This is a genomic window from Kitasatospora sp. NPDC059747 (assembly GCF_042732955.1).
Taxonomy (GTDB): Bacteria; Actinomycetota; Actinomycetes; order Streptomycetales; family Streptomycetaceae; genus Kitasatospora.
This window is the reverse complement of sequence record NZ_JBHWGV010000010.1, coordinates 71,517-87,423: the sequence shown is the minus strand read 5'-3', so window position 1 is coordinate 87,423 and position 15,907 is coordinate 71,517. Positions and strand designations below refer to the sequence as shown.

The 15,907-nt window shown below is 73.4% G+C and carries 16 protein-coding genes; 7 read left to right on the top strand and 9 right to left on the bottom strand.

Features of this window, described 5'->3' with window-relative positions; all coding sequences use genetic code 11:
* Nucleotides 1-111 precede the first annotated feature (111 nt).
* The 5 genes from ACFV4G_RS06930 to ACFV4G_RS06910 form a co-directional block, all read right to left on the bottom strand.
* Nucleotides 112-456, bottom strand: a complete 345-nt coding sequence (locus ACFV4G_RS06930; RefSeq protein ID WP_380437284.1) for an ArsR/SmtB family transcription factor — start codon at nucleotides 454-456, stop codon at nucleotides 112-114.
* Nucleotides 453-953 (bottom strand): SRPBCC family protein, encoded by a 501-nt coding sequence (locus ACFV4G_RS06925; RefSeq protein WP_380437282.1) that lies wholly within the window; start codon nucleotides 951-953, stop codon nucleotides 453-455. Before ACFV4G_RS06925 ends, ACFV4G_RS06930 begins: the two co-directional genes overlap by 4 nt.
* Before the next feature lie 64 nt (nucleotides 954-1,017).
* Entirely contained in the window at nucleotides 1,018-1,767 is a 750-nt protein-coding gene (locus ACFV4G_RS06920; protein ID WP_380437280.1) for a hypothetical protein, read from the bottom strand.
* Nucleotides 1,768-1,841: 74 nt separating this feature from the next.
* Entirely contained in the window at nucleotides 1,842-2,576 is a 735-nt protein-coding gene (locus ACFV4G_RS06915; protein WP_380437278.1) for a hypothetical protein, read from the bottom strand.
* A 23-nt stretch (nucleotides 2,577-2,599) separates the two neighbouring features.
* Nucleotides 2,600-3,604, bottom strand: a complete 1,005-nt coding sequence (locus tag ACFV4G_RS06910; RefSeq protein WP_380437276.1) for an ATP-binding cassette domain-containing protein — start codon at nucleotides 3,602-3,604, stop codon at nucleotides 2,600-2,602.
* Between the two features lie 224 nt (nucleotides 3,605-3,828).
* On the opposite strand from ACFV4G_RS06910, the gene ACFV4G_RS06905 reads away from it, so the two are divergent.
* Nucleotides 3,829-5,091 (top strand): sensor histidine kinase, encoded by a 1,263-nt coding sequence (locus tag ACFV4G_RS06905; RefSeq protein ID WP_380437274.1) that lies wholly within the window; start codon nucleotides 3,829-3,831, stop codon nucleotides 5,089-5,091.
* Entirely contained in the window at nucleotides 5,091-5,804 is a 714-nt protein-coding gene (locus ACFV4G_RS06900; RefSeq protein ID WP_380437357.1) for a response regulator, read from the top strand. Before ACFV4G_RS06905 ends, ACFV4G_RS06900 begins: the two co-directional genes overlap by 1 nt.
* A gap of 104 nt (nucleotides 5,805-5,908) precedes the next feature.
* Here ACFV4G_RS06900 and ACFV4G_RS06895 read toward each other — a convergent pair whose 3' ends face one another.
* The 3 genes from ACFV4G_RS06895 to modA all read right to left on the bottom strand — a co-directional run bounded on the left by ACFV4G_RS06895 (nucleotide 5,909) and on the right by modA (nucleotide 8,916).
* A complete protein-coding gene (locus ACFV4G_RS06895) occupies nucleotides 5,909-7,048 on the bottom strand; it encodes an ABC transporter ATP-binding protein (RefSeq protein WP_380437272.1) in 1,140 nt (379 codons plus the stop codon).
* Nucleotides 7,049-7,105: 57 nt separating this feature from the next.
* On the bottom strand, nucleotides 7,106-7,978 hold the full coding sequence (locus tag ACFV4G_RS06890) for an ABC transporter permease (protein ID WP_380437355.1): 873 nt from the start codon (nucleotides 7,976-7,978) through the stop codon (nucleotides 7,106-7,108).
* A 74-nt stretch (nucleotides 7,979-8,052) separates the two neighbouring features.
* A complete protein-coding gene (gene modA, locus ACFV4G_RS06885) occupies nucleotides 8,053-8,916 on the bottom strand; it encodes a molybdate ABC transporter substrate-binding protein (RefSeq protein ID WP_380437270.1) in 864 nt (287 codons plus the stop codon).
* A gap of 441 nt (nucleotides 8,917-9,357) precedes the next feature.
* On the opposite strand from modA, the gene ACFV4G_RS06880 reads away from it, so the two are divergent.
* The 3 genes from ACFV4G_RS06880 to ACFV4G_RS06870 all read left to right on the top strand — a co-directional run bounded on the left by ACFV4G_RS06880 (nucleotide 9,358) and on the right by ACFV4G_RS06870 (nucleotide 13,251).
* On the top strand, nucleotides 9,358-10,425 hold the full coding sequence (locus ACFV4G_RS06880; protein WP_380437268.1) for an RNA ligase (ATP): 1,068 nt from the start codon (nucleotides 9,358-9,360) through the stop codon (nucleotides 10,423-10,425).
* Nucleotides 10,426-10,660: 235 nt separating this feature from the next.
* Nucleotides 10,661-12,046, top strand: a complete 1,386-nt coding sequence (locus ACFV4G_RS06875; protein ID WP_380437266.1) for a cytochrome P450 — start codon at nucleotides 10,661-10,663, stop codon at nucleotides 12,044-12,046.
* A 380-nt stretch (nucleotides 12,047-12,426) separates the two neighbouring features.
* The gene (locus tag ACFV4G_RS06870; RefSeq protein WP_380437264.1) at nucleotides 12,427-13,251 is read left to right on the top strand and encodes an MHYT domain-containing protein; all 825 of its coding nucleotides are present in this window, start codon (nucleotides 12,427-12,429) and stop codon (nucleotides 13,249-13,251) included.
* Between the two features lie 87 nt (nucleotides 13,252-13,338).
* On the opposite strand, the gene ACFV4G_RS06865 is transcribed toward ACFV4G_RS06870, so the two are convergent.
* Nucleotides 13,339-13,707, bottom strand: coding sequence for a hypothetical protein (locus ACFV4G_RS06865; protein WP_380437262.1), 369 nt, complete (start codon nucleotides 13,705-13,707; stop codon nucleotides 13,339-13,341).
* A 190-nt stretch (nucleotides 13,708-13,897) separates the two neighbouring features.
* Between ACFV4G_RS06865 and ACFV4G_RS06860 the strand changes: the two genes are divergently transcribed.
* Nucleotides 13,898-14,653 (top strand): RNA polymerase sigma factor, encoded by a 756-nt coding sequence (locus ACFV4G_RS06860; RefSeq protein ID WP_380437260.1) that lies wholly within the window; start codon nucleotides 13,898-13,900, stop codon nucleotides 14,651-14,653.
* Nucleotides 14,654-14,658: 5 nt separating this feature from the next.
* Entirely contained in the window at nucleotides 14,659-15,615 is a 957-nt protein-coding gene (locus ACFV4G_RS06855) for a hypothetical protein (protein ID WP_380437258.1), read from the top strand.
* The last annotated feature ends 292 nt before the right edge of the window (nucleotides 15,616-15,907 follow it).

Below are 15,907 nucleotides of genomic sequence, written 5' to 3'. Positions count from 1 at the left end.
GTGGGGGCTAAGCGTCTTCGGGGTCCGCCTAACAGTTAACCCCCAACTTATACCATTTTACAAAAAATCAAATTTTTATTTTTTTCGGTTTTTGTCGTCACCCGACGGCGGTCACTCCGCCGCCGTCGCTCCCTCCGCGAGGTGCTTGATGGCCAGGAGATGCTGGTCCCAGGCGTCGGCCAGGTCGGCCATCCAGCGGGCGGTGGCCGTGAGGGTGTCGGGGGCCGGCCGGTAGCGGACTTCGCGTCCGGCGCGATGGGCGGTGACGAGGCCCGCCTGGTCGAGGACGGCGAGGTGCTTGACGATCGCCTGCCGGGTGACGGGGAGTCCGTTGGCGAGCTCGGTGGCGGTCGCCGCGCCCCGGGCGGCCAGGGCGTCGAGGACGTGCCGCCTGGTCGGCTCGGCGAGCGCGGCCAGTACCGCCGCGACCGGATCGCTTCCGTGCTCCGGTGTCACGCGGGCAACTTCGCGACATGGAGGACGAGTTCGGGAAGCTTCCGATCCCATCCGGCGCTGTTCTGCTCGTGACGGGCCAGGACGGCTTCGGTGGGCAGGGCGAGGGTGGCGAAGCCGCTCTCGACCATCCGCAGCCGGGTGCCGCCGGGAACGGCCGTGAGGGTGAACCGGACCAGTGTGGAGTTGTCGGCGGCGGGCTCCTCCCCGGCCGCGCCCTGCGACCAGCGGTAGGAGAACACCGCGGGCCGCTCCACCTGTTCGATCCGGGCGGGCAGCGTGCCGTGGACCCCGTGGTCGAAGACCATGCGCCCGCCCGGCCGCAGGTCGATCTCGGCCGGGGCGCCGCTGCCGAACCAGCGGCCCAGGAACTCGGCCCGGGTGAGGATCTGCCAGACCCGCTCGCGGGGTGCCGCGATGACGATCTCGCGTTCGATGCTGTCGGCGGCCGTGCCGTCGGTGACCGTGCTGTCGCTGACCATGCCGTGGATCTCCCCCATCCGGTGCCGTTGTGTGCAAGTCCAGCGTTGCACGTCGATCCGCCGACGTGCAACCCGAAAGTTGCTAGTGGCCCGACGCCTCGTACCGCCGCATCGCTCGCAGTCCGCCGTAGGTCGCGGCGGCCGTCCACGCGGTCATGATCAGCAGGCCCGCCCAGTGGCCGTAGTGGATGCCCGGCTCGGTCCGGGTGCGCATCGCGTACAGGCCCGCGCGGTCGGGGAGGAACTGGCCGGCCTCGCGGACGCCGGGGATGGCCGCCAGCCACGTCGTGCCGAGGAAGACCATCGGCGGGATCAGGCCGATGGCGGCGCTGAGGTTTCCGAGCATCGCCGTCAGTCCGAGGCAGAGGGTGACCAGCAGCGGGTGATAGGCCACGCCGGCCAGGAAGCTGCGGGCGAGGCCCGGGGTGAAGAGGTCGAGGCCGGTGGTCGCGGCGGTCGCGGCGAACGAGCCTGCGGTGGAGGCCAGTCCGAGCAACAGGCCAAGCCAGAAGCCCACGGCGAGCTTCGCGCCGTACAGGCGTCCGCGCGACGGGACGGCGGTCAAGGAGGTACCGATCATGCGGGTGTTGAACTCCTGGTCGATCAACAGGACGCCGAGGCAGGCCACGCCCACGTGGCCGAACAGCAGCCCGTAGTGGATCGTCGCGGCCGGGTCCTTGCCGGGCGGTGCAGGGTCCCGCCCGGACGCGGCGCCGACGGCGGCGGTGATGCCGACGGTCAGCGCCAGGGTGACCAGCGGTGCCGCCCATTGGGACGGCAGCGTGGTGAACTTGATCCGTTCGGCGCGCAGTGCGTGGTGCGTGGTGGTCACGACGGTCCTCGGTTTCCAGAGCAGTTGGCGCGCTCGTGGTCGGCGCTCTGTGGTCCGTGGGCGGTGGCCCGTGGTCAGGCGGCGCGGCGGCGCAGGGCGTGCAGGCCCGCGTACGCGGCGGCGCCCGCCCAGAGTGCCGCGATCAGCAGGCCGGTCCAGTGTCCGTAGGCGACCTGCGGGTCGTCGGTGTAGTGCAGCGCGTACTGGCCGGCGCGGTCGGGCAGGAACTGCACCACCCGGTCTGCTCCCGGGATGCCGCCGAGGAGCGGCGAGAGCAGGAAGACGGTCGGGGCCAGCAGGCCCATGGCGGCGGTGAGGTTGCCGAGCAGGGAGGTCACTCCGAGGCAGAACACCGTCAGGAGTGCGGGGTAGAGCACACCGGCGGTGGCGCTGCGTACCAGAGCCGGCCCGGTCCACTCGCCGGGGACGGTGGCGGCGTACCCGGCGAACGCGCCCGCCGTCCCGACCATGCCGACGACGAGGGCGGCCGCGGTTGCGAGGGTGAGCTTCGCGCCGTACAGGTGTCCGCGTGACGGGATGGCGGTCAGGGAGGTGCCGATCATGCGGGTATTGAACTCCAGACCGATCAGCAGGATGCCGAAGCAAGCCACCGGTAACTGGCCGAAGTTGAGGCCGTAGTAGACGCCGGAGCCGGGGTCGTCGGTGAGGTGGGGCTCCGTGCCGCCGAGCGCGGCGCCGACCGCAGTGGTGATGCCGGGGGTCAGGAGGAGCGCGAGCAGGGGCGGGATCCAGAGCGATGGCAGGGTGGTGAACTTGATGCGTTCGGCGCGAAGGGCGTGTCGAAACACGCTTCCAGCGTTGGTGGTTGAGCTCATGTTGCGGCCGCCGAGCTGGCGCGGTACTCGACGCTCTCTGCCGTCATCCGCATGAACGCCTCTTCCAGGGAGTCCTGTTGGAGGGCGATCTCGTACAGGACCACACCGTGCTCGGCGGCGAGTGCGGCGATCCGTTCCGGTTCCGCCCCGCTCACCTCCCAGGCTCCGTCGTCCACTTGGGTCGCCGCGATGCCGTCCGCGGCCAGCCGGTCCGCGGTCAGTCGGTGCGCTGCCAGCCGGTCCGCGGTCAGTCGGTGCGCGGCGTCGCCGCCGAACAGTGCGGCGAGCTTCGTCGCGTCGACGGCGCGGACGCGCACCCGGGGGCGGCCGTGGCGCTCGATGAACTCGGCCGTCGGGGCGTCCGCGAGCAGGCGGCCGCGGCCGATTACCACCAAGTGGTCGGCGGTGAGCGCCATTTCGGACATCAGGTGGGAGGACACCAGCACCGCCCGCCCCTCGGCGGCGAGCTCGCGCAGCAGGGTGCGGATCCAGCGGATGCCCTCGGGGTCGAGGCCGTTCACCGGCTCGTCCAGCATCAGGACGGGCGGGTCGCCGAGCAGGGCCGCGGCGACCCCGAGGCGCTGGCGCATGCCGAGTGAGAAGCCGCGGATCCGGCGGGTGGCGGCGTCGGCCAGTCCGGACTGCGCGAGCACCTCGTCCACCCTCTGCTCTGGAAGGCCGTTGCTCGCGGCGAGCCAGCGCAGGTGGCCGCGTGCGGTCCGTCCACCGTGCAGTGCGTGGGCGTCGAGCAGGGCTCCCACCCGCCGCAGGGGGCAGGCCAGTTCGGCGTACGGGCGGCCTCCGGCCGGGCCGCCGCCGCCGATCAGCGCGCGGCCGGCGGTCGGGCGCTCCAGGCCAAGGACCAGGCGCATCGTCGTGCTCTTCCCGGCGCCGTTCGGGCCGAGGAAGCCGGTGACGACGCCGGGCCGGACAATGAAGGACAGGTCGTCGACGACCCGCCTGCCCTCGTACTCCTTCGTGAGGCCCTGGATCTCGATCACGGCCGCGCGCGCCTTCCTGCCGTACCTCTTCGTTCCTCTCGCCGGGCCCGAATGCGTTCCGGCCGGGCTCCCGTGCCGGTCCTCCGGCGGGTGGCTCCATTGGACCGGGGCGGGCCGGTCCGGCGGATCCCGCCGCGGAGGGGATGCGCCTCCCTCTCGGGAGGGAGCCGGTCGTGCACCGGCGAGGGACGCCAAGGGTGGTGCTGACCTGGCAGGATGGCGCAATGCCGAGGTTCATAGCGCCGCTGCTCGCGGGCGCCACGTACGCGCGCTGGCTGCACCTGCTGATCGGGTGGGTCTTCGCGGGCGTCGTGCTGATGATCTATCCCGGGACGTACCGGAAGGGCCTCGCCGAGATCCTGGCGCAGAGTGTCGCAGTGGACGCCGTCCTGCTGGCGCTCGTCGCGCTGGTGCCCGCGATGCGCCGTGCGGAGGGCGTCCAGGCGCGGCTGCTGCTGGTGCCGGACCGCGAGGAGGACATCGCCGCCGAACCGTCCCGCACCTGGGCCGACCGGCGGCGCACGGCCGCCTGGCTGATCGGGCGCGTCGCGCTCGGAACGGTGACGGGGTTCGCGTCGGTGGCCGTGCTCACCGCCGTCTATGCGCTACTGACCGGATCCGACACGGCCTTCGTCGGGCTCCGACTTCCCCACGCACTGGGGCGGTTCTGGCGACCTCTGACGGCACCGGTGCTGCTCTTCGGCTACGGCTGGCTGGTTGTCTGGGCCGGGCGGCTTCAACTGGCGATGGCCATAGGGCTGCTGAGTCCATCACCGGCGGAGCGCCTTGCGGAGGCCGAACTACGGGCCGAACGCCTGTTGGAACGCAACCGGTTGGCCCGCGAGCTGCACGACTCCATCGGCCACGCCCTGACGGTGACGGTCCTTCAGGCAGGTGCAGCGCGCGAGGTCGGAGATCCAGCGTTCGCCGCCAAGGCGCTCGAAGTCATCGAGGAGACCGGCCGCAGGGCCATGGACGACCTCGAACGGACGCTCGTCCTGCTGCGCGAGGCTCCGGACGGAACGGCCACCGAGAATCCGGGCGTTGAGCACCTTTCTTCCCTCTTCGACACCGCGCGGGCGGCGGGGAACCCGGTCGACGCGTCGATCGACGTGCCCGCCGGCGTCCTGCCCGGGGTGCTGTCCCGCGAGTCCTACCGGATTGTCCAGGAAGGGCTGACCAACGCCCTCAAGTACGCGCCGGGCGAGCCGGTCAGCGTCCGGATCGCCGTCCGGGACGGGCGGTTGGAGCTGCGCTGCGCCAACCTGTTGCGCAACGACTCACGCGCGCACGGCGGTTCATCGGCTCGGGGTGCCGCGCCGGGCGGCCGCGGTGGGAAGGGGCTGCGCGGGATCCGCGAACGGGCCGTCCTGCTCGGGGGCGAGGCCACGGCGGGGACTGCGGCGACAGCGGGGCAGGGCGGGGGCGGCGACGGTCCTGGTGAATGGGTGCTCGCCGTCCGGCTGCCCCTACGCTTGGGATCGTGATGATCAACAACGGGCGCGCCGCCGGGACCGTCGACATCGTGCTCGCCGACGACGAGGAGCTCGTCCGGGCCGGCCTGCGGGCCGTCCTGGAAGCACAGGGCGACCTGCGGGTGGTCGGCGAGGCGGCCGACGGCGCCGAGGCAGTGGCACTCGCCCGCGCGCTGCGCCCGGACGTCGTGCTGATGGACGTCCGGATGCCCGTCCTGGACGGCCTGGCCGCGACCCGCGAACTCGTGCGGCCCCGGGCGGCGGCGCACCCGGATGGTCCGGGGGCCCCGGAGGAGCGGCTGCCGAGGATCCTCGTCGTCACCACCTTCGAGAACGACGACTACGTCTACCAGGCCCTGCGCGCGGGCGCGGACGGCTTCCTGCTGAAGCGCTCCCGCCCGGCCGAGATCGTCCACGCCGTGCGGCTCGTGGTGGCCGGGGAGTCGCTGCTCTTCCCGGCCTCGATCCGCCGCCTCGCCGCCGGCCACGGCAACACGGCGGCCCGCGCCGCGTTGGCGAGGGCGGCCCTGACCGAGCGCGAGGCGGAGGTGCTGCGGCTGGTCGCCCGGGGGCTCAGCAACGGCGAGATCGCCGACCGGCTCTTCGTCGGCGTGCAGACGGTCAAGACGCACGTCAGCAGCGTCCTCGCGAAGCTCGGCGCGCGCGACCGCACGCAGGCGGTCATCGCGGCGTACGAATCAGGGTTCGTCGAGCCGGCGGAGTAGCAGCCTCGGAGTCCAAATCTCGGAGGACAAGTCTCGGAATAGGCGTCTCGGGGCGTCTCGGGGCGGGGGTAGGGGCAGGGGGCGGCGCGGCGCGGGCCCCTGCCTCAGGCCGGGTAGGCGTGCGTCTGGGTGGCCTTGACCGACGCCCACACCGTGGTGCCGGGCGCCAGGTCGAGCTCCGCGACCGCGGCCGGGGTGAGGTCCGCCGCCATCGGCAGCTCGCCGGTCAGGTCCGCGCGGACCTGGTCGCCGTGCAGGTCCAGCCCGACGACCTTGGCCTCCCACACGTTGCGCGCGCTGGAGTCGGGCCGCTCCCGGTGCAGCGTCACCGCGGACGGCGGGAACGCGACGAACGCCGGACCGGACAGCTCCTCGGTGGTGGCCAGCACCGTGCCGTCCGCCAGCTCGACCCGCCGGCCGTCCGCCCGTCCCTGGTACAGGTTGAGGCCGACCAGGCGGGCGATGTAGTCGGTGCGCGGCCGCCGGGCGATCTCCGCCGGGGTACCGGACTGCACCTCCTGGCCCCCCTCGATCACCACCAGCCGGTCCGCCAGCACCATGGCGTCCAGCGGGTCGTGCGTCACCAGCACCGCAACCGCCTCGAACTCGGCCAGGTGGCGCCGGAGTTGGGAGCGGACGTCGAGGCGGGTGCGGGCGTCCAGGGCGGCCAGCGGCTCGTCCAGCAGGAGCAGCCGCGGGCGCACCGCAAGCGCCCGGGCGAGGGCCACGCGCTGCGCCTGCCCGCCGGAGAGGCCGCCGGGACGGGAGGCGGACTGGTCCGCCAGGCCCATCCGCTCCAGCCAGACGGCCGCCTCGGCGCGGGCCTCGCGCTTGGGACGGCCCTGGCAGCGCGGGCCGAAGGCGACGTTGTCGAGCGCGCTGAGGTGCGGGAAGAGCAGGTAGTCCTGGAACACCACGCCGACCGGGCGCTCCTCGGCGGGGGTGTGGACGTGGCGCGCGGGGTCCGCCAGCAGGGTGCCGTCCAGGCGCAGGTGGCCGCCGGTGAGCGGGAGCAGCCCGGCGAGGGCGCGCAGGGCGGTGGACTTGCCGGCGCCGTTCGGGCCGAGCAGGGCGATCACCTCCCCGGGCGCGGCGCTGAGTGCCAGGTCGAGCGTGAACGCGGCCCGCTCGATCCGCAGCCGGGCGTCGAGGGCGGGCGCTGGACGTCCGGGCACGGGGCTTTCGGTGGCCGGGTTTCCTGGGGCCGGGTTCGGCTGAGCGGGGTTCACGGGTCCTGGGTTCATCCGGGCGGCGTCCATGGGGCGGGGGAGAGGGAAGGGACGGAAGCGGTCATGGGGTGGTCACGGCGTGGTGGACATCCACCGGTCGCGCAGACCGACCAGGACGGCGACGGACACCGCGAGCAGCACCAGGGACAGTGCGATCGCCGCCTCCGGGTCGGACTCCATGGCGAGGTAGACGGCCAGCGGCATGGTCTGGGTCTTCCCGGGGAAGTTGCCCGCGAACGTGATCGTCGCGCCGAACTCGCCGAGCGCCCGGGCCCACGCGAGCACGGCTCCGGCGGCGATGCCAGGCGCGATCAGCGGCAGCGTGACACGGCGGAAGGCCGTCAGCCGGGACGCGCCCAGGGTCGCCGCGGCCTCCTCGTAACGGGGGTCGGCGGCGCGCAGCGCGCCCTCGACGCTGATCACCAGGAACGGCATCGCGACGAATGCCTCGGCGATCACCACGCCGGTGGTGGTGAACGGCAGGGTGATGCCGAACGCCGAGTCCAGCCACGAGCCGACGATCCCGCGCCGCCCGAGGACCAGCAGCAGCGCCACGCCGCCGACCACCGGCGGCAGCACCAGCGGCAGCGTGACCAGCGCCCGGATGACCCGTCGGCCGGGCAGCTCGGTGCGGGCGAGCAGCCACGCCAACGGGACGCCGAGGACCAGCGACACCGTGGTGGCGAGCGTCGCGCAGATGAGGGACAGCCGCAGGGCGTCCCAGACGGCGGTGCTGGTCAGCTCCTCGGAGAGGGCGCTCCACGGGGCGCGGACCAGCAGGCCGACGAGCGGGAGGATCAGGAACGCCAGCCCGAGCAGCGCCGGGAGCAGCAGCGTGGCCGGGACGCGCGGCGCGTGCCGGCGTCGGCGCGGTCCCTTCCTGGCACGGGACGGCGTAGCGGGCGTGCCGGGCGTGCTGCCGAGAGTGCCGGTTGCGCGGGCCAGGTCGGCGGCTGGGCGGGCGCCGGCCGGGGTGTCCCCGTGGCCGGTGCCCGCCCCGGTGCCGTTGTCTCGGCCGCTCACGGTGCCTGGAAGCCCGCCGCGGTCAGGACCTGCTTGGCCTCGGGCGACTGCACGTAGGCGACGAACGCGGCGGCGCCGTCCTTGTTCGGGGCCTTGGCCAGCGTGGCGATCGGGTAGTCGTTCACGGCCTTGGCGGCCTCGGGGAAGTCCACGCCGTCGATCTTGCCCGCGTCGGCCTTCACGTCGGTCTGGTAGACGAGGGAGGCGTCGACCTCGCCGAGCTCGACCTTCGTGAGCGCGCCCTTGACGTCCTGTTCGAGGGTGACGGGGGTCAGGTTGACGCCGGCGGCCTGCAGCGCCGTCAGGGCGGCGGCGCCGCACGGCACCTCCTTGGCGCACAGCGCGACCTTCACGCCGGAGGTGGTGAGGTCCTTCAGCCCGGTGATGTGCTTGGGGTTGCCCTTGGGCACGGCGATGGTGAGCGTGTTCTTGACGAAGGTGGCCGGCGTGCCGCTCGCGCCGCCCGCGTCCGTCACGGTCTTCATGGTGGCCGGGCTGGCGGCGGCGAACACGTCGGCCGGGGCACCGGAGTTGATGCTGGTGGCGAGGCTGGAGCTGCCGCCGAAGTTGAACGTGACCTTGGCGCCCGGGTTCGCGGCCTCGAACTTCTTGCCGAGCTCGGTGAAGGTCTCCTTGAGCGAGGCGGCGGCGAAGACGGTGATGTTGCCGGTGGCCTTCGGGACCGAGCCCGCGCTCGCCGTGCCGCCGGCCGCCGCCGAGCCCGCGGAGGCCGCCGGGGTCGTCGCGCCGGCCGAGGACTTGCCGCCGTCGCTGCCACACGCGGTGACCCCGAGGCTGAGGACGAGGGCCGCGGCGGCGGCGACGGCGAGTCTGCGGGTGGTGGTCGTGCGGGAGCCCATCGGTGCTTCCCTTCCTCGGCGCGCGCCGGAAGGGGCGCGGGGATGAGGCCGCAGGTGCGGCCGTTACGGTGATCATAGTGCCGCAGATGCGAGCGGAAAATCGTCTGTCACATTGCACAGGCGAGGCGTGGCGAGGGTGTCTTCCCAACTGTGGGAAGGCTCAAACGTGCACGGACGGTGGTGTCGGGGTGGCCCTGGGGTGGTCCTGGGGCGCACTGGGGGTGCGGCCGCGGATCGGGCGCTGCCGGAGAGCAGCAGGGGAAGGCGCATGGCGGAAGGCATGAGGTGGAAGGCATGCGGCGGAAGGTGCACGGCGGAGGGCCCACGGCAGGGGCGCGCTGAAATTCCGTCGCGCCCGGTGGTCCGAGCCGACAGAGTGGTGGCGGTCCGCGCCCGGCCACCCGGCAGGGTGCACCGAGAACCACGGGGAGGAGCCCGTCCATGTCCACGCTGCGCGTCACCGCCGAGAAGCTGGTCGTCCTGGAACACCCGAACGCCGACGCCCTGGAGCTTGCGCAGGTCGGGCTCTACCGGGCGGTGGTCGCGAAGGGCGTGTACCGGACCGGCGACTACGCCGTCTACATCCCCGAACAGTCCGTGCTCCCCGAGGAACTGATCGCGGAACTCGGCCTGACCGGCAAACTGGCCGGCAGTAAGGCGGACCGCGTGAGGGCCGTCCGGCTGCGCGGCGAACTGTCGCAGGGCATCGTCTGCCGCCCCGCCTCGCTCGCCGGCACCGACCTGGCCGCCGCGGCGGAGCACGGCGAGGACTTCGCCGAGGCCCTCGGGATCGTCAAGTGGCAGCCGCCGATCCCCACGTCGATGAACGGCGACGTCGTCCGCGCGCCCGACCTCCTGCCCTGGGTGGACATCGAGAACCTCAAGCGCTACCCGGACGTCTTCGAGCCCGGCGAGCCCGTCGTGCTCACCGAGAAGCTGCACGGCAGTTGCTGCCTCGTCACCTACACCGCCGCCACCGGTGAGGTGCACGTGTCGTCCAAGGGCATCGGCGCGCAGGGGCTCGCCCTGGTCGAGGACGAGCGCAACCTCTACTGGCGCGCCGTGCGCGCCCACGGCATACCGGACGTGGCCGCCCGACTGGCCGAGCGGCTCGGCGCCGAGCGCGTCGGCATCTTCGGCGAGGTCTTCGGGGTCGGCGTCCAGGACCTGACGTACGGCGCCGCCGGCCGGAGCGAGCTGCCCGGCTACGCCGCGTTCGACGTCTCCGCCGTGGTCGACGGGCAACTGCGCTGGCTGTCCGCGGCCGACCTGCTCGACGGCCGGCTGCCGCTGGTGCCCGAGCTGTGGCGCGGACCGTTCGACCCCGACACGGTGCTGGGGCTCGCGCAGGGCAAGGAGACCGTCTCCGGGCGCGAACTGCACATGCGCGAAGGCGTGGTGATCCGGCCGGTGACCGAGCGCTGGAGCCCGCTGCTCGGGAGCCGGGCGATCGCCAAGGTGGTCGGTGACGCCTACCTGACCCGCAAGGGCGGCACCGAGTACGAGTAGGGGCAGCGGCGGGCTCGGCGGACAGTCTTGCTCGGCGGGTGCGGGTGCGGGAGCCGGTTCGGGAGCCGGAGCCGGTCCGGGAGCCGGAGCCGGAGCCGGAGCGGGGCGAGCGCGGGGGCGAGCGTGTTCGGTACGACCGGGCGCGTTCGATAGGGCGTCCGCCCTCCCCGCGCACCCTTCCGCCGATGATTACCGGTCAGTTAGGTTGTTGGGGCGCCGTGGAGAAGGAGACCCGATGACGATCGCCGCCGCCCCCGCACCTGCCGTCCCGACCCGCTCGATACCCGGACCGCCCGGCCTGCCCCTCATCGGCTCCGGACTCGACATCGGCCGCCGCCCGCTGCGCACCCTGCGCGACGCCCGGCGCGACTACGGCGACCTGGTCCGCTTCCACGTCGGGCCGATCGGCCTCGGCACGGACCTCTACGCGGTGTTCTCCCCCGAGGGCGCCCAGCAGGTGCTCGGCGGCGAGGCCGCCAACTTCCGCAAGGAGAACGCCTTCTACGACGAGCTGCGGACCAGCGTCGGCAACGGCCTGCTCACCAGCCAGGACGACGACTACCAGCGCCAGCGCCGGCTCATCCAGCCGCTGTTCACCCGTCGCCGGGTGGACGGCTACGCGGACGCGATCGCGCTGGAGTCCCGGGCCCTCACGGCGCGCTGGCACGCGGTGCCGGACGGCGTCGTGGACGCGGCGGACGAGATGTCGCGGTTCGCGCTGCGCACGGTGTCGCGGATCCTGTTCGGCGCGGACGTGGAGGAGGCGGTGGCGGTCGTGCACCGCAGCTTCCCGATCCTCGGCGCCTACGTCCAGGACCGGGGCGTCGCCCCGATCCGCCTGCCGCGCCACTGGCCGACCCCGGGCAACCGGCGGGGCGTCGGGGCGCAGCGGGACCTGTACGCGGTCTGCGACCGGATCATCGCCGACCGGGCGGTGCGCGGTGCCGACCCCGACGCGGACGACCTGCTGACGCTGCTGGAGCAGGCGCGCGGCGAGGACGGCGAGCAGCTGGACCGGGACGAACTCCGGGACCAGGTCCTGGTGTTCCTGCTCGCCGGGCACGAGACGACGGCGACCTCGCTCGCCTTCGCCCTGCACTTGCTCGCCGGGCACCCGGAGCAGCGGCGGCTCGCGCAGGAGGAGGCGGAGAAGGTGCTCGGCGGTCGGGCGCCGACTGCCGCGGACCTGGAGGAACTGCCGTACATCACGCGGGTGTTGAAGGAGGCGATGCGCCTCTACCCGGCGGCTTCGCTGATCGGGCGGCGCTCGGTGGAGGAGACGGTCATCGGCGGGCACGTCCTGCCGGGAGGCTCGCAGGTGCTCGTGGTGCCGTGGGTCACCCACCGGCACCCCGACCACTGGGAGGAGCCGGACCGCTTCGACCCGGACCGCTTCCTGCCGGAGCGTGAGAAGGGGCGGCACCGGTACGCGTGGTTCCCGTTCGGGGGCGGTCCGCGGGCGTGCATCGGGCAGCACTTCTCGATGCTGGAGGCGGTGCTGGCGCTGGGCGTGCTGCTGCGGGACTTCGATCTGGAGGTGGTCGACCACCGGGTGGCGCTCGCCCAGGGGATCACGTTGCGGACGGCGAGCCCGATGAGGATCCGGGTGACGCCGCGGTGATCGGGTGAGGGGTGGCAGGGGACAGGGGACAGGGGACAGGGGGCAGGGGCCAAGGGGGCGGGGGCCGGCGAACAGATAACAGATGACAGATAACAGATTTCAACATCTGTCATCTGTTATCTGAAACCTGTTCGCCGTTCGCGGACCGCCGTTCTCCGCCCGCTGTTCGCCGTTCGCGCGCCCGCCGGTCCGCCGGGCTCTCCGGGCCCAATCGTCCCGGGGTGCACAACCGACCCATTCGAGCACACGGTTCCCGCCCCGCGGGCAGCTTTTCGGATCTTCCGCTGGCCAGTGCCGGTCCTCGGTAGCGTCCCACGCATCCCGGACCGGGGTCGCATGAGCGTCCGGCATATGACGGGGACGGGTCGACCGGAGGTCCCATGGGAAGCGTCAACCACCTCGGCTCCGGCTGGCTGACACCCACGCTCTCGTACGTCCTGGCCTGCGCGGGCGCCGCGCTCGGCCTGCGCTGCACCCTGCGCGGCCTCGCCGCGACCGGCGTCGCCCGCCGGAACCGGCTCCTGACGGCCGCCGCCGCGATCGGCTCGGGCATCTGGGCGATGCACTTCGTCGCCATGTCGGGCTTCGCCGTCGCGGGCACCGAGTTGCGTTACGACGTCCCGCTGACCGTCCTGAGTCTGTTGGTCGCGGTGCTGGTCACCGGTCTCGGCCTGGCCGTTGTCGCCTACCGCGGCCCCCGCGGGCCCGCCCTCTTGGTCGGCGGCCTCATCACCGGCCTCGGCGTCGCCGCGATGCACTACCTCGGCATGGCCGCCGTGCGGATGCGCGCCGGCCTGCGCTACGACTCCGGGACGGTCGCGCTGTCGGTCCTGGTCGCGGTCGGCGCCGCCACCGCCGCGCTCTGGGCCGCCGTCACCATCCGCAACGGCTTCGCGGCGGCCGCCGCCTCGCTGGTCATGGGGCTCGCGGTGAGCTGCATGCACTACACGGGCATGGCCGCCGTCCACGTCCACCTCGAGCCCACCAGGACCGGCCCCGGCGGCGCGAGCCCCATGGAGTTCATCTTCCCGCTCGCCGTCGGTCTCGGCTCCTTCCTCTTCCTCGCCGCGGCCTTCGTCGCGCTCTCCCCACCCGCGCAGGACCGGGCCGGCCGTCGCACGGCGGGCGAACTCGCCATCGAGGAGTTCCCGGCGCCTGCCGCGCCCGCGTCCGCGGACCCCGGCCGCCACGACCGGGCGGCCTGAGGGTGCCCGCGTACGGACGCGGCAGGTGTGCGGGCCGGGTGCCGCCCGGTCAGTGCGGCACCCACGGTCGGACCCGCGTTTCGGGGATCAGCCCCGGCTCTGGAACAGCACGCGGGTCCAGGTCGAGTTCGGGCAGTTGCCCCACACGTCCCACGCCTGCGGCCGCGCGCCGATCCACAGGCCGGTGCTGGACGTGCCGTTGGCGCAGTAGGTGATGGTCCGCAGCTCGCCCGAGTAGATGTCGCACTTCCCCTCCCAGCGCCAGCCGTAGTTGGCCGTGATGACGCAGTGGTAGGAGGCGGTGGCGGCGTCGGTGGCGGCGTTCGGGCCGGCGGTGATGGTCTGGTCGGCCGCGGGGTCGGCGGCGGCGGGCAGGGTGGTCGTCCCGAGGATGCCGAGGGCGGCGGTGGCCGCGGCCCCGACCGTGGTGATCTTCCTGGCGATGCGACCCGGCATGATGGTTCTCCTCGCTCGGTCGTTCGAATCGGGCGGAGTGTCCAGGCCGTCCGGAGCACGGGAGTGTCGGCGGGAGCCGGTTCGAGCCGGTGTTCTGTGGCGAATTCCCGTTCTCCGTACGGACGATGACGCGTTGCACACGATTGAGCGCGTACAGTGAGACGACGAACTATGATGTGAGCTGAGTCACATGTGTGCGCCTGGTTGGGGCGGGCTCCAGCTGGGTGTTCGGGTGCCGATTTCCGGGGAGAGCGGCATGGCGGAATTGACCGATCGATGTGCCGGCGGACGTGATCCGGTCGGCGAACCGACCGATTTCAACCGGGTGTTCACGGAAATGCTGCCGAGGCTCCACCAGGCGGCCGCCTCGCTCACCGGGAGCCCGTTCGCGGCGGGTGACATCGTCCACGACGCGTACCTGCGGATCGCCCGGCGCCCGGAGCGGTTCCTCGGCCATCCGCAGCCGTACGCCTACGTGTTCACGACGATGGCGAACATCCTGCGCGACCAGTGGCGGCGGGAGCGGCGCCGCGTCACGGTGCCCGAACCGGCGGAGCGGGAGCGGGAGCGCGTGGCGGCCGATCCGTCGGGTGGCGGGATGGCCGAGCTCCAGGCGCGGTGGGAGGTGGTCCGGCTGCTGCGCTGCCTGACGGCCAAGCAGGCCAGGGCGGTGGTCCTGGTGGACCTCGACGGCTACAGCGTCGACGAGGCCGCGGAGCTCCTCGGCCTCCACCGCAGCACGCTGGCGGTCACCCGGCGCCGCGCCCACGTGCGCCTGCGCGCCGTCGTCGAGCGCGAGCGGGCGGCGGCGGGCGAGCGCGGCCACAGGGGCGTCGGCCGGGGCGGGAAGGGTGGTGAGGCCGCCTGCGGGGGCGGTGTGCGTGCTGCTCCGACGCACCGAACTGACGGCAAGTCAGCTGATGTGACGTCCCGGCCCGTACGCTGAAAATCGTGATCACGTACGAGGACCGCCGTATGCGCGCCCTGGCCGACGAGGGCCGCTGGCCCGAACTGCTGGCCGCCTATCGGCGGGCCCGAGCGGCTGCGGTGGCACGCTGCGGCGAGCTCTTCGGGGCGGAGGAGGCCGCGCCGCTGGGCCATCTGATCGCGTACGCGGCACCGCCGGAGGTGGCCGTGCGGCTGTTCGACCGGGACGGTGGGCCGGGTGCCGTCGCCGGGCCGGGCGACCACGACGCGGGACCGCTCTGGGAGGTGCTGGCGACCCGGCACTCGTGGCTGAGGCTGGCGCCGCTGCTCGTCCCGGCGCGCGTGCGGCGGCTCGTCGCGCACACGCGGGTGCTGATCGGCGAGGACCTGTCCTACGGCGCCGAGCCCGACCCGGAGGGCGTGCCCATGGTGCTGGAGCCGTGGGAGGCGGCGGGGTGGGGCGAGGGGGTGCGGGTCCGCGACTACCTGCCCCGAGGGGGTGCGCGCAGTGCGGTGCTGACGCTGCCGGCCAGCCGGGAGGGCCTCGGGCCCGTGGTGCTGCCCGACCCGGGGCGGCGACTGCGCGGGCAGCGGGCCACCCGGGTGCTCGCCGAGCTGGTGGACTGGGCGGAGGTGGCTTGTGTGCGCGGCCCGGCGCCGCAGGCGGCCGCCCATCTGGCCCGCAGTGGGCTGGTGACCGGCGGGTACCTGCCCTTCGCGCTCGCCGTGCCCGCGCTGGTGCAGGCGGGGGCGGTCGATCCGGCGCGGGGCACGGCGCACGGGCGGCTCGCGCTGTGGCGGGCGCTGGGGGCGATGGCGGGGGCGGACGGCCCGGACCGGGGCGAGGTGAACGCGCTGGTGGCCCGGATGCGGTGCTTCACGTGGTGCGAGCCGGCGGACGGTCTGCGGCACCTGCACCTGGTCCTGGAGGATCCGGCGTGCGGGCTCGCGTGGGCGGTCAGCGGGTCCGAGGAGTTGTGACGGCGGGAGTCGCGGTGGGCGTGGCGGGCGCGGTGGCCGGCGGCCGACAGTGGACGGCGAAGAGTGAACATGGACGGCGAAGGGTGAACGGCGAACATCGGACGGCGAACAGATAACAGCTGACAGATAACAGATGTTGAAATCTGTTATCTGTCAGCTGTCGGTTGCCGCCGTTCAGCCCTCGGCGGCATCCCCGGGCGCGCCCCCCCAGCACGGGGGGGTGTATCGGCGACACGCGCGGGGGGTGGGGGGGGTGTGCGCTCGGGCGCGCGCGGGGGGGCGGCGGGCCGCC